The organism is Streptomyces sp. NPDC005263 (assembly GCF_042872365.1).
Lineage (GTDB): Bacteria > Actinomycetota > Actinomycetes > Streptomycetales > Streptomycetaceae > Streptomyces.
Genome location: NZ_JBIAKJ010000001.1, coordinates 1,413,524 through 1,426,210, shown reverse-complemented (window position 1 = coordinate 1,426,210; position 12,687 = coordinate 1,413,524). Strand labels below are relative to the sequence as shown.

General features: G+C 69.9%; 12 protein-coding genes. 8 read left to right on the top strand and 4 right to left on the bottom strand.

Going from position 1 to position 12,687, the window contains the following annotated elements; all coding sequences use genetic code 11:
• Positions 1 to 84: 84 nt before the first annotated feature.
• From ACFYRY_RS06500 to ACFYRY_RS06465, 8 genes are all read left to right on the top strand, one after another.
• Positions 85 to 1,329, top strand: coding sequence for an LLM class flavin-dependent oxidoreductase (locus ACFYRY_RS06500; protein WP_389140679.1), 1,245 nt, complete (start codon positions 85 to 87; stop codon positions 1,327 to 1,329).
• A gap of 21 nt (positions 1,330 to 1,350) precedes the next feature.
• Complete coding sequence (locus tag ACFYRY_RS06495; RefSeq protein ID WP_389140677.1) at positions 1,351 to 2,730, top strand: NtaA/DmoA family FMN-dependent monooxygenase; 1,380 nt, start codon at positions 1,351 to 1,353, stop codon at positions 2,728 to 2,730.
• Positions 2,727 to 3,818, top strand: a complete 1,092-nt coding sequence (locus ACFYRY_RS06490) for an LLM class flavin-dependent oxidoreductase (RefSeq protein ID WP_389140675.1) — start codon at positions 2,727 to 2,729, stop codon at positions 3,816 to 3,818. Before ACFYRY_RS06495 ends, ACFYRY_RS06490 begins: the two co-directional genes overlap by 4 nt.
• Positions 3,811 to 4,956, top strand: coding sequence for an LLM class flavin-dependent oxidoreductase (locus ACFYRY_RS06485; protein ID WP_389140673.1), 1,146 nt, complete (start codon positions 3,811 to 3,813; stop codon positions 4,954 to 4,956). The genes ACFYRY_RS06490 and ACFYRY_RS06485 overlap by 8 nt, the downstream gene beginning before the upstream one ends.
• Positions 4,957 to 5,043: 87 nt before the next feature.
• Positions 5,044 to 5,598: an NADPH-dependent FMN reductase gene (ssuE, locus tag ACFYRY_RS06480; protein WP_389140671.1), complete on the top strand. Its 555-nt coding sequence runs from the start codon at positions 5,044 to 5,046 to the stop codon at positions 5,596 to 5,598.
• A gap of 124 nt (positions 5,599 to 5,722) precedes the next feature.
• Entirely contained in the window at positions 5,723 to 6,919 is a 1,197-nt protein-coding gene (locus tag ACFYRY_RS06475; RefSeq protein ID WP_389140669.1) for an LLM class flavin-dependent oxidoreductase, read from the top strand.
• 103 nt (positions 6,920 to 7,022) lie between these two features.
• Positions 7,023 to 7,664, top strand: coding sequence for an acyl-CoA dehydrogenase family protein (locus tag ACFYRY_RS06470; protein ID WP_389140667.1), 642 nt, complete (start codon positions 7,023 to 7,025; stop codon positions 7,662 to 7,664).
• Positions 7,665 to 7,678: 14 nt separating this feature from the next.
• Positions 7,679 to 8,137, top strand: coding sequence for an RrF2 family transcriptional regulator (locus ACFYRY_RS06465; protein ID WP_389140665.1), 459 nt, complete (start codon positions 7,679 to 7,681; stop codon positions 8,135 to 8,137).
• 225 nt (positions 8,138 to 8,362) lie between these two features.
• Here the strand turns inward: ACFYRY_RS06465 and ACFYRY_RS06460 are convergent, their stop codons facing one another.
• From ACFYRY_RS06460 to ACFYRY_RS06445, 4 genes are all read right to left on the bottom strand, one after another.
• Positions 8,363 to 9,289, bottom strand: coding sequence for an ABC transporter permease (locus ACFYRY_RS06460; protein WP_389140663.1), 927 nt, complete (start codon positions 9,287 to 9,289; stop codon positions 8,363 to 8,365).
• A complete protein-coding gene (locus tag ACFYRY_RS06455; protein ID WP_389140661.1) occupies positions 9,276 to 10,097 on the bottom strand; it encodes an ABC transporter ATP-binding protein in 822 nt (273 codons plus the stop codon). The genes ACFYRY_RS06460 and ACFYRY_RS06455 overlap by 14 nt, the downstream gene beginning before the upstream one ends.
• Before the next feature lie 16 nt (positions 10,098 to 10,113).
• Positions 10,114 to 11,223 (bottom strand): aliphatic sulfonate ABC transporter substrate-binding protein, encoded by a 1,110-nt coding sequence (locus ACFYRY_RS06450; protein ID WP_389140659.1) that lies wholly within the window; start codon positions 11,221 to 11,223, stop codon positions 10,114 to 10,116.
• Between the two features lie 442 nt (positions 11,224 to 11,665).
• A complete protein-coding gene (locus ACFYRY_RS06445) occupies positions 11,666 to 12,535 on the bottom strand; it encodes a helix-turn-helix domain-containing protein (protein ID WP_389140657.1) in 870 nt (289 codons plus the stop codon).
• Positions 12,536 to 12,687: the final 152 nt, after the last annotated feature.

The window sequence follows — 12,687 nt, the reverse complement described above, 5'->3', positions numbered from 1 at the left end:
CCCATCTCCCTTCGGTCTCCCAGCCGCCGTGCCCCACCTTCTCCCGGGCCGGTGCTCTCGTACGGACCTCCAGGAAGGCACCTCGTGTCCTCAACTCCCGCTTCCCACCTGCACCTTGCCGTGGCCCTCGATGGCACCGGCTGGCACCCCGCCTCCTGGCGCGAGCAGGTCGCCCGCCCCCGGGACCTGTTCACCGCCGGCTACTGGGCCGACCTGGTCGCCGAGGCCGAGCGCGGCCTGATCGACTTCGTGACCCTGGAGGACGGGCTCGGCCTGCAGTCCTCGCACCCGCAGTCCCGGCTTCGCTCGACCGGGGGGACCCCCAACGGCGAGCCGGACGGCCGTACCGACCAGGTCCGCGGACGCCTGGACGCCGTACTGATCGCCTCCCGCATCGCACCCCTCACCCGCCACATCGGTCTGGTCCCGACCGTGATCACCACCCACACGGAGCCGTTCCACATCTCCAAGGCGATCGCCACCCTCGACTACGTCAGCACCGGCCGCGCGGGCCTGCGCGTACAGATCAGCGCCCGCCCTCACGAGGCCGACCACTTCGGCCGCCGCACCTTCCCGCCGCTCGGTCTGGAGGAGTTGCAGACCCCGGCCGGTCAGGAGCGGCTCGCCGAGCACTTCGACGAGGCCGCCGACTACGTCGAGGTGGTACGTAGGCTCTGGGACAGCTGGGAGGACGACGCCGAGATCCGGGACGCCGCCACGGGCCGCTTCATCGACCGTGACAAGCTGCACTACGTCGACTTCGACGGCAGGCACTTCAGCGTCAAGGGCCCCTCCATCACCCCGCGCCCGCCGCAGGGCCAGCCGCTGGTCACCGCCCTCGCCCACCAGACGATCCCGTACCGGCTGGTGGCCCGCCAGGCCGACGTCGGCTACGTCACCCCGCACGACGCCGGCCAGGCCCGCGCCATCGTCGCCGAGATCCGCGCCGAGCAGGAGGCGGCCGGACGCGACGGCGAACCCCTGCACGTCTTCGGCGACCTGGTGGTCTTCCTCGACGACGACCAGGCCGCCGCGGAGGACCGCCGCGCACGCCTCGATGTCCTCGCCGGGGAGCCGTACACCAGCGACGCCCTCGTCTTCGCCGGTACGCCCGCCCAACTCGCCGACACACTCCAGGAGTTGGCGGAGCAAGGTCTGAGCGGCTTCCGGCTGCGGCCCGCCGTCGCCGGGCACGACCTGCCCGCCATCACCCGTGGCCTGGTCCCCGAACTCCAGCGCCGGGGCCTCTTCCGCACCGCGTACGAGGCCGACACCCTGCGCGGCCTGCTGGGCCTCGCCCGCCCCGCCAACCGCTACGCCGCCATCTGAGCCGGAAGGACCCGTACCGACATGACCAGCAAGCCGCTGAAGCAGATTCATCTGGCCGCGCACTTCCCGGGCGTCAACAACACCACCGTGTGGAGCGACCCGAAGGCCGGAAGCCACATCGAGTTCAGCTCCTTCGCCCACTTCGCGCAGACCGCCGAACGCGCCAAGTTCGACTTCCTGTTCCTCGCCGAGGGACTCCGGCTGCGCGAACAGGGCGGGAAAATCTACGACCTGGACGTCGTCGGCCGCCCCGACACCTTCACGATCCTCACCGCGCTCGCCGCCGTCACCGAGCACATCGGTCTGACCGGCACCATCAACTCCACCTTCAACGAGCCCTACGAGGTGGCCCGCCAGTTCGCCAGCCTCGACCACCTCTCCGGCGGCCGCTCCGCGTGGAACGTCGTCACCTCCTGGGACGCCTTCACCGGCGAGAACTTCCGCCGCGGCGGTTTCCTGCCCCAGGACGAGCGCTACTCCCGCGCCAAGGAGTTCCTGGCCACGGCGAACGAACTCTTCGACTCCTGGCACGGCGACGAGATCCTCGCCGATCAGGAGTCCGGCGTGTTCCTGCGCGACGCGAAGGCCGGCTCCTTCGTGCACTCAGGCCAACACTTCGACATCCACGGCCAGTTCAACGTCCCGCGCTCCCCGCAGGGCCGCCCGGTGATCTTCCAGGCCGGCGACTCCGAGGAGGGCCGGGAGTTCGCCGCGTCCAGCGCCGACGCGATCTTCAGCCGGCACGCCACCCTCAAGGAGGGCCAGGTCTTCTACACCGACGTCAAGAACCGCCTCTCCAAGTACGGCCGCCGGCAGGACCAGTTGCTCATCCTGCCCGCCGCCTCCTTCGCGCTCGCCGACACCGACGCCGAGGCGGCGGAACTGGCCAGGGAGGTGCGCCGCCAGCAGGTCAGCGGGGCCACCGCCATCAAGCACCTGGAGTTCGTCTGGAACCGGGACCTGTCCTCCTACGACCCCGAGGGCCCGCTGCCGGACATCGACCCGGACGTCAGCGACAACCACATCTCCAAGGGCCGCGCCCAGGTTCGGATGTACCGCGACCCGCTGGCCACCGCACGCGAGTGGCGTGAGCTCGCCGCCGCCAACAACTGGTCCATCCGCGACCTCGTCATCAACACCGGCAACCGGCAGACCTTCGTCGGCTCCCCGACGTCCATCGCCAGGACCATCAACGACTACGTCCAGGCCGACGCGAGCGACGGCTTCATCCTCGTCCCGCACATCACCCCGACCGGCCTGGACGACTTCGCCGACAAGGTCGTCCCGCTGCTGCAGGAACAGGGCGTCTTCCGCTCGGAGTACGAGGGCCCCACCCTCCGCGACCACCTGGGCCTGGCGCACCCGGACCAGGTGGCCGACGATGAGCGCGCCGCGTCGTGAAATTCCTCGCCATCACGCTCGTCGTGCACCGCCCGGACCCCGTCACCGGGGTGCGGAAGTCCACCCATGACCGGTTCCGCGAGGTCCTCGACAACGCCCTGCTCGCCGAGGAGCTGGGCTTCGACGGCTTCGGCGTGGGGGAGCGCCACGAGCGGCCGTTCATCTCCTCCTCCCCGACCGTCGTACTGAGTCATGTGGCAGCCCTGACCAAGCGGATCCGCCTGTTCACGGCCGTGACCACGCTCAGCCTGCTGGACCCGGTCCGCGCGTATGAGGACTACGCCACCCTCGACCACCTCTCGGGCGGCCGCCTGGATCTGATCATCGGCAAGGGCAACGGCGCCGCCCAGCGCGACCTGTTCCACGTCACTCCCGAGGACCAGTGGGACCGCAACTCCGAGAGCTACGAGGTGTTCCGGCAGATCTGGCGGCAGGACAAGGTCACCGCCGACACCCGCTTCCGCCCACCGCTGACCGACGCCGAGGTGTGGCCGCGGCCGTACCAGCAGCCGGTCCGGGTCTGGCACGGCAGCGCCACCAGCAAGGAGTCGGTCGACCTCGCCGCTCGCTACGGCGACCCGCTGTTCTCCGCGAACGTCACCAACCCCATCGAGCCGTATGCCGAGTTGATCCGCCATTACCGCGAGCGCTGGGAGTTCTACGGCCGCGACCCGGCCGACATCGCGGTCGGCGCCGGGACGGCCGGCATCTACGTGGCCCCCACCTCCCAGGAGGCGCTGGCCGCGTACCGGCCGATCTTCGAGTCCAACCTGGCGTTCTTCAAGAAGGCCGGCCTGCCGGTCGTGTTCGAGGCCCTGGAGGACTTCGTCGAACGCAGCTCCGCCCTGATCGGCAGCCCGCAACAGGTCATCGACAAGGTGCACCGCTACTACGAACAGTTCGGGCACACCGTGCTCCACCTGCATGCCGACGCGAGCGGGCTGACGGAGTCCCAGCACCGTGCCTCCCTCGAGCTGTTCCAGTCCGAGGTCGCCCCCGTCCTGCGTCGGGAGATCCCCGATCCGCCGTTCGCCTGGGGCCCCGTGCTTCCGGCATCACCGCTCACTCAGGAGTCCGCCCGTGTCTGACATCTCCCTCAGCGTCCTCGACCTGGTCCCGATCTCCTCCGGCTCGACGGCAGCCGATGCCCTGCGCAACTCCATCGACCTCGCACAACAGGCCGAGCGCTTCGGATATGCCCGCTACTGGTTCGCCGAGCACCACCTCAATCCCGGCGTGGCCGGAACCTCACCCGCCGTCGTCCTGGCGCTGACCGCCTCCGCCACCTCCACCATCCGGCTCGGCTCCGGGGCCGTGCAGCTCGGGCACCGCACGGCGCTGTCCACCGTGGAGGAGTTCGGCCTGCTCGACACACTGCACCCGGGCCGCTTCGATCTGGGCCTGGGCCGCTCCGGTGGCCGCCCGCCGGGGCAGCCGGCCACGCCGTCGCCGACGGCGACCCCCGTCGTCGACGGCCGCACCCCGAACGGCCTGCTGATCCCACCCCGCTTCTCCTTCGAGCATCTGCTTGGCTCACCCCGCGTCGCGCTGCAGCGCAAGCTGCTCCTGCTGCCGGGCGCCGAGTCACAGGACTACGCCGAGCAGATCGACGACATCCTCGCCCTGCTGGCCGGCACCTACCGCTCGCCGGAGGGCGTCGAGGCACACGTCGTGCCAGGGGAGGGCGCCGACGTGGAGGTGTGGATCCTGGGCAGCAGCGGTGGTCAGAGCGCCGAGGTGGCGGGCGGCAACGGTCTGCGGTTCGCGGCCAACTATCACGTCAGCCCGGCCACGGTCCTGGAGGCGGTGGAGGGCTACCGGTCCTTCTTCCAGCCCTCCGAGTTCCTCGACAAGCCGTACGTCAGCGTCTCGGCGGACGTCGTCGTCGCCGAGGACGACGCAACAGCCCGTGAACTCGCCACCGGATACGGCCCGTGGGTGCGCAGCATCCGCACCGCCGAGGGCGCCATCGAGTTCCCGACGCCGGAGGAAGCGCGCGCCCACACATGGACCGACGAGAGCCGTGCCCTCGTCCAAGACCGCCTCGACACCCAGTTCGTCGGCTCGCCGGGCCGGGTCGCCGACCAGTTGGAACAACTGCAGGAGGCCACGGGCGCGGACGAGTTGCTCATCACGACGATCACTCATGACCACACGGACCGGGTCCGCTCGTACGAACTGCTCGCGGAGGAATGGCGCCGACGGGGGCACTCCTTCCAGCAGTGAAGGCGCCGGCCTGCCCACCTGGTACTCCTGACCGCCCCCAGAGCGCCTCCCCGGCGGAGGCGCCCCCTTCTCCCTGAAAGAGGACCCATGGCCACCGTCCTGTCCGTCTCCGGCAGCCCTTCCGCCTCCTCCCGCACCAACCGCCTGCTGCGCCACCTGGACCAGCGACTGACCGCTCAGGGGCACGAGGTCGTCCCGCTCGACGTTCGCACCATCCCCGCCGAGGCCCTGCTCGGCGCGGACTTCCGGCATCCGGCGATCGTCGAGGCCACCGAGCTGTTCGCGAGCGCCGACGGCGTCGTCGTAGGAACACCCGTCTACAAAGCGTCGTACTCCGGAGTCCTCAAGGCGCTCCTCGACCTGCTCCCGCAGTACGCACTCACCGGGAAGACGGTCCTCCCGCTCGCCACCGGCGGCTCCACCGCGCATGTCCTCGCCATCGACTACGCCCTGCGTCCGGTCCTCAACTCCATGGGTGCCGCGCACATCGTGCAGGGCTGGTTCACCCTCGACAAGGACATCACCGCCCACGACGACGGCTCGACCACTGTCGCACCGGCCGCCGCCGAGGCCCTCACCCAGGTCGTCGACCATTTCTCACTGGCGCTGGGCCGTACCCCGCTCCTGGCCGCGGCGAGCTGACGCCATGACCGCACACGTCATCACCGACGACGCCGAACGCCGGCTTCCCCGCGAGGAGCTGGACCGGCTCTCCGCCCCGGCGCTGACGAACGTCCCCTGATTGCACCCCTGATCGGAGTCCCGCGTGTCCCTCACCTTCCACTGGTTCCTGCCGACCAACGGAGACAGCCGCCACGTCGTCGGCGGCGGCCACGGCACCCCCGCCACCGAGTCCGGGCGCGACCGGCCGCCGACGGTCGCCTACCTCAGCCAGATCGCCCGCGCCGCCGAAGACCTGGGCTTCGTCGGCGCACTCACGCCGACGGGAGCCTGGTGCGAGGACGCGTGGCTGACCACCGCGATGATCAGCCAGAACACCGAGCACCTGAAGTTCCTCGTCGCCTTCCGGCCCGGCTTCGTCTCACCGACGCTCGCCGCGCAGATGGCCTCCACCTTCCAGCGGCAGACCGGCGGACGGCTCCTGCTCAACGTCGTCACCGGCGGCGAAAGCCACGAGCAGCGGGCCTACGGAGACTTCCTCGACAAGGACGCGCGCTACCGCCGTACCGGCGAATTCCTCGAGATCGTACGAGGGTTGTGGACGGGCAAGTCCGTCGACCTGCGCGGCGAGCACCTCCATGTCGAGGACGCGAAGCTCGCACGGGTGCCCGACCCGGTCCCCGAGGTGTACTTCGGGGGCTCCTCGCCGATCGCGGGAGAAGTCGCCGCCAAGCATGTCGACGTCTATCTCACCTGGGGCGAGCCGCCCGCCGCCGTCGCGGAGAAGATCGCCTGGATCCGGGCGTTGGCCGACAGGGAGGGCCGTAGCGTCCGCTTCGGCATCCGCCTGCATGTCATCACCCGCGACACCTCCGAGCAGGCCTGGGCCGAAGCGAACCGGCTCCTGGACGGCTTCGACCCGGAGGCGGTCAAGACCATCCAGGCGGGCCTGGCCCGCAGCGAGTCCGAGGGCCAGCAGCGCATGCTCGCCCTGCACGGCGGCGGCAGCCTCTCCCACTCTCGACTTCGCTCGAGCGGGGGGACCGCCACCCGCCTGGAGATCCACCCCAACCTGTGGGCGGGCATCGGCCTGGTGCGCGGCGGCGCGGGCACCGCCCTGGTCGGCAGCCACGACGAGGTCGCCGAGCGGATCAAGGAGTACCACGCTCTCGGCATCGACGAGTTCGTGCTCTCCGGCTATCCGCACCTGGAGGAGGCGTATTGGTTCGGCGAGGGTGTCCTGCCGAAACTCCAGGCGCAGGGCCTGTGGCGGCACCCGTACGGACAACAGGCCGCCCCCTCGGCCCAAGTGCCGTTCGCCGGCGCCGGGGGCCCGCGATGACCACGTGATCGCGGCGGAGGCTCTCGGGGCGGGACGACCGCCCCGGTCGCGCGCCATCGCGAACTCGCCTACCTTCGGCCAGCGGCGGGCAGCCGGTGGCGCCGTGGAGTTCGACTCCGTGCCGGTCGCGGCGGACGACGTGTTCGGCACGCTCTCGCTGGACGAGGGCGTCCTGTCACCCTTCGCCTCTCTTGCCGTGCCGACCGCGCGTCTGGTCTCCGCGCAGTTCTGTCTCGGCGTCGCCGAGGGACTGCTGGCCGAGGTCCACGAGCACGCAAGGGCCGTACGGTCGCCCTGGCAGCCCTTCTCGCCCCAGCCCTGGCCGGGCAGCCCCCCGCAGGATCCGTACGCGCTGACCGTGTACGGCGAGCTCGCCGTCGTCGCACGTGCCGCGTCCGCTCTCGCCGACCAGGCGGTGGATGCCCTGTTGTGCGGCCTCGCGCAGGGCGAGGATCTCGACGACGAGGAGTGCGCGGAGATCGCCGTCCTCGCGAGCGTGGCCGAGGCCGCGGCCTCCCGGGCCGCGCAGGAGATCACCACCCGTGCCCTGGACGTCGTCGGAGCCGACGCCGCTTCCACTCGGCACGGCTTCGACCGCTTCTGGCGTAACGCCCGGACCCACTCCCTGCGCGAACCAGCCGCCCACAGACTGCGCGAGATCGGGGCTACTTCCTCAACGGTGCGCACCCGTCCTTCACCCTTCCCGCCTGACGGCGCAGCCGGTGACGGGCGGACACGGCGGTGATGGATAATCGCGGCATGCGGATCTCGGCGCGGGCGGACTATGCGGTGCGGGCGGCCCTGGAGCTGGCCGCAGCAGGGGACGAGGCCTCGCTCAAGGCCGAGGCGATCGCCGCGGCGCAGGGCATCCCGCACAAATTCCTGGAGGGCATCCTCGGCGACCTGCGCCGGGGCGGTCTCGTGGTCAGCCAGCGGGGCGGGAAGGGCGGCTACCGGCTCGCCCGCCCGGCGGACTCGATCGCCATCGCGGACGTCATCCGTGTGGCGGACGGCCCCCTGGTGTCGGTGCGGGGGGTGCGCCCACCCGAACTCTCCTACTGTGGTCCCGCGGAGTCCCTGCTGCCGCTGTGGATCGCCGCACGCGCCAATGTTCGCAAGATTCTCGGCGAGGTCACCCTGGCCCACGTGGCCGCGGCCAAGCTGCCCGACGAGGTCCTGAGCCTCGCGGAGGACCCCGAGGCCTGGACGAATCCCTGACCGGCGTCCGGTCGACAAGCAGATCTCCGAGACGGACAAGCTCATCGAGGGCCGGTTTCGCGAGCGTGCACTCGCCGACATCGTCCTGGGCATCGGGCATCGGGACCGTGCTCGGTGCGGAGTTCCTCGCCGCTGTCGGCGCCAGCCCGGGCCTGTGCCGTGTGCGGGTGCGCCGGTGGCTGACGGGATCGGGCGCGTACTGCGTGTCGATCGGGATCCGTTCGTTCAGCGGGTGACCAGCAGGCCGCGGCTGCGCAGCACCCGCCGCTCCAGCGGGCTGAAGAGCAGCAGGTCGATGGCGATGCCGACGAGCAGGATCAGGAAGATGGCCAGGAACACCTGCGGCATGCTGGAGTTGTTGCGCCCGTTCTCCAGCAACTGGCCCAGGCCGACGCCCAGATCGGGCGAGGAGGCGATGATCTCGGCGGCCATCAGGGACCGCCAGGAGAACGCCCAGCCCTGCTTGAGTCCCGCCAGATAGCCGGGGAGCGCCCCCGGCATCACGATGTGCCAGGCCCCGCGCAGGCCGGTCGCGCCCATCGTCCGGCCGGCCCGCAGGAACAGCGGCGGGATCTGGTCGACGCCCGCGACGAGGCCGTTGGCGATGGACGGGACCGCGCCGAGCAGGATCACGGCGTACATCATCTTGTCGTTCAGGCCCAGCCAGATCACGGCGGGCGGCACCCAGGCCACGGACGGCAGCGACTGCAGACCGGACAGGATGGGGCCGATGGCCGCCCGGACGAAGGCCACCCGGGCGACGAGCAGGCCGAGCGGCGTACCGATGGCGAGTGCCAGCAGGAAGCCGAGCAGACCGCGGGAGACGCTGGTCCAGATGTAGTCGAGCAGGGTGCCCTGGGCCCAGGCATCGCGCACCTCGCTCCACACGTCGGAGGGCGCGGGCAGCTTGTAGTCGGGGGCGACGTTCGCCCACACCAGCAACTGCCAGACGACCAGCACCAGTGCCACGGCGGTGACGGGGGGCAGGACTTTGCGTATCAGGGTCTCGCGCAGCGGCGTACGGCCGGCCTGCACCGAGTCCAGGGCGTCGAGGCCTGCTTCCAGCCCCGCCAGACCGTAAGCGTCCCGGGTCTGCCCGTCCGCCGTGGAGCCGTCCTTCTCGGCGTCGACGCCGGTGTCAGTGCTGGCCATGGCGGCGGATCTCCCCACGCAGTTCCTCGGTGATCTCGACGGACAGCTCGGCGACCGCGCTGTCCTCGATGCGGCGCGGCTGCGGAATGCCGACGGTCCACTCCCGGGCGATGCGGCCCGGGCGGGAGGACAGCAGCACCACCCGCTGGGCAAGCCGTACCGCCTCGCGCACGTTGTGCGTCACGAACAGCACCGACAGCCCCGTCTCACTCCAGATGCGGGTCAGCTCGTCGTGCAGTACGTCACGGGTGATGGCGTCCAGCGCGGCGAACGGCTCGTCCATCAGGAGCAGTCGGCTGTCCTGGGCCAGCGCCCGGGCCAGCGCGACCCGCTGGCGCATCCCGCCCGACAGCTCATGCACCCGCTTGCGGTGGGCATCCTGCAGCCGTACGAGTTCCAGCAGCCGTTCCGCCTCCGCGCGGCGCTCCTGCTTGGCGACTCCGCGCAGCCTCAGGGCGAGTTCGATGTTCTTGCCCGCGGTCAGCCAGGGGAACAGCGCGTGTTCCTGGAACATCAGGGCGGGCCGGCCGTCCGTGGCGATCGTGCCCGTGGACGGCTGGTCCAGTGCCGCGACCAGGTTGAGCAGCGTGGACTTGCCGCAGCCGGAGGCCCCCAGGAGGGTGACGAACTCGCCCGGTGCGACGTCGAGCGTGATGTCGTCCAGTACGAGCTGCCGTCCGCCGGGTGTGCCCGGCGCGGGGAAGGACTTCGAGACGTGTTCGATACGGGCGGCGTACGTCACCGCCGTGGCGTCCTCGGCAGCCTTGGCGATCGTGGTGGCCATGGTCGTCACCTCCTGGGGACTCATCGGGTCCGGTTCCTGGTTACTCGGCGCCGAGACCAGCGTCGTCGACCGCGTCCTTGCCCTCGGCCTTGAGGACCTTGTTGAGGAGGGTGAGGTCGTAGATGCCCTTCAGGTCGGGCTTCTCCAGCAGGCCGGCCTTCACGGCGTGCTCCGCCTCGGTGTTGAGGGTGGCGGCCAGTGGGTCGTCGGTGAACTGGATGGACTTCCAGGCGGGGTCGATGACGTCGGCGGGAAGCGCCTTGCCCGACAGCTTTTCCAGCGCCTTGTTGGCGGAGGCCTTCGCCTCGTCCGGGTTTGCGTTGATCCACGCGTTGGTCTTCACCGAACCGCGCAGCACGGCCTCGACGACGTCCGGGTGCTCCTTGAGGAAGTCCTGCCGCACGATGATGTTCGTGATCACGAACTTCTTGTCCGGCCACAGCGACGACTCGTCCAGCAGCACCTTCGCGCCCTCGGCGACCAGCTTGGACGCGGTCGGCTCGGGCACCCAGGCGCCGTCGATGGAGCCGGACTTGTAGGCGTCCGGGGTGATCTTGTTGTCCGTGCGGACGACGGAGACGTCGCCCTTGCCGCTCTCGGCGTCGACCTTCCAGCCCTGGTCCGCGATCCAGTTGAGGAACGCGACGTCCTGGGTGTTGCCGAGCTGTGGGGTGGCGATCGTCTTGCCCTTGACGTCCTTCAGGGACTTGATCTTCTTCGGGTTGACGACGAGCTTCACGCCGCCGGAGGCGGAACCGCCGATGATGCGCAGGTTCTTGCCGTTCGACTTGGTGTAGCCGTTGATGGAGGGGGAGGGGCCGATCCAGCCGATGTCGATGGACCCGGCGTTCAGCGCCTCGATCTCGGAGGGGCCGGCGTTGAAGGTCGATGCCTTGATCGTGGTGCCGCCCAGTTCCTTCTGGAACAGGCCCTCCTGGACACCCACCAGAGCGGTGGCGTGCGTGAGGTTGGGGAAGTAGCCGATCTTCACTTCGTCGGCGGAGAGCTTCTTGGCGCCCGCCGCGGCCGCCGGGGTCTGCTTGCCGTCATCGGTGGACTTGGAGCCGTAGCCGCAGGCGGTGAGCAGGAGGGGGAGCGCGGCTATGACGGCGAGGGTGCGCAGAGTGGTGAGCGGTCTTGCGGCAGACACGGAGGTGTCCTCTCAGGGAAGGAGGGGTGATCAAAGAGGTGTGGGATGGCGTGCTGAGGTCTCAGACCGGCCGACAGATAGCGCTGGACGTACGGCCGAAGTCGATGTGACGACGCGAGGTCAGCACGGGCAGCACCCGGTCTGCGCAGCTGAGCGCTCCCACGGCCACCCCCTGATCCCTAGTTTTCCTATCTGACTGCTAGGGATCGTGACAGAAGGTGGCACCCACCCCAAGAGGGCGTTCATATGATGGACCCGACTATCTCAATCCTCGGGATCCGTGGCGATCGGCCCAGCGTGTCGGCGGTTTTCCCAGGCAATCCGGATCTCTCACGCTGGTGTCTCCAGGCCCACACGTCCGCCGAGTGCGGCGGAGCACCGATCGGCGCCTGCTCGACAGCCTCCCGGGCGGCCGTTCAGGTGTCCGTTAGGGGGAGAGGGCTCAGGTGGCGGTGTCGGATGGTGTCCGCTTCTGGTCCGCGGCCCAGGAGGCCAGGAGGCGCAGCCCGTCGTGGGACGGGGTGGCGGGTTCGGCGTTCCACACGATGATGTGCTGGTCGGGGTCCGTGCCGCAGGTGAGTGTGTTCCAGTCGAGGGTCAGCTCTCCCACCACCGGGTGATGGAGCTTCTTGACGCCCTTGCCCCGCATCGCGACATCGTGTTCGGTCCACCACTGCCGAAACTGTGGATCGCGGCCGGAGAGTTCCTCGACCAGAGCGGCGAGGCGCTGGTCGTCGGGGTAGCGGGCGCTTTCCATACGCAGTTGGGCGATGGCCAGCCGGGTGACCTCCTCCCAGTCGGCATACAGTTCGCGCATCCAGGGTTCGGTGAACAGCAGCCGGACGAACACGCGCTCCTGCTCCGGGTAGCGCCCGAAATCGGTCCACAGGGCGGCGGCGAGCTGGTTCCAGCCCAGGATGTCGGTGCGCCGGCCGATGACGAAGGCCGGGGAGGCGGTGAGATCGTCCAGCATGCGCTGTAGCTGGGTATCCACCTGCTGGCGCTCGCGTGACGCGGAGGGGCGCACCCTCTCTTTCGCCGCGAGATCGAAGAGGTAGGTGCGCTGGTCGTCGTTGAGGCGGAGTGTCTTGGCGAGTTCGTCGAGCAGGGGAGCCGATGCCTGGAGACGGCCCTGCTCGATGCGCGTGTAGTACTCGGTGCTGATCGAGGCGAGAAGGGCCACCTCCTCACGGCGCAGACCGCTCACCCGCCGCCGTTCCCCGGCGCGGAGTCCGACCTCGGAAGGAGTGAGCTCGGCACGGCGGGCTTTGAGAAACTCACCCAGCTCGTTCAGATGAGGGTCGCGGTTCATGATGTGCAGCCTCGCACACAGGAGCCGGGTGCTGTGAGGGTGGGAGATCCTGTCCATCGTGGGCTTTACCCATATATGAGATTGGTACGGCTCCGCCCTGAACGACAACAGGTGGAAGACGACTCGGGCGGCCCGGAGTGCGTACGGCCGCC

Bases quoted from the DNA above. Each gene is read 5' to 3' on its own strand.
- ACFYRY_RS06495 (WP_389140677.1), top strand. From the start codon at position 1,351: ATGACCAGCAAGCCGCTGAAGCAGATTCATCTGGCCGCGCACTTCCCG.
- ssuE (WP_389140671.1), top strand. From the start codon at position 5,044: ATGGCCACCGTCCTGTCCGTCTCCGGCAGCCCTTCCGCCTCCTCCCGC.
- ACFYRY_RS06465 (WP_389140665.1), top strand. From the start codon at position 7,679: ATGCGGATCTCGGCGCGGGCGGACTATGCGGTGCGGGCGGCCCTGGAG.
- ACFYRY_RS06460 (WP_389140663.1), bottom strand. From the start codon at position 9,289: ATGGCCAGCACTGACACCGGCGTCGACGCCGAGAAGGACGGCTCCACG.
- ACFYRY_RS06455 (WP_389140661.1), bottom strand. From the start codon at position 10,097: ATGAGTCCCCAGGAGGTGACGACCATGGCCACCACGATCGCCAAGGCT.
- ACFYRY_RS06445 (WP_389140657.1), bottom strand. From the start codon at position 12,535: ATGAACCGCGACCCTCATCTGAACGAGCTGGGTGAGTTTCTCAAAGCC.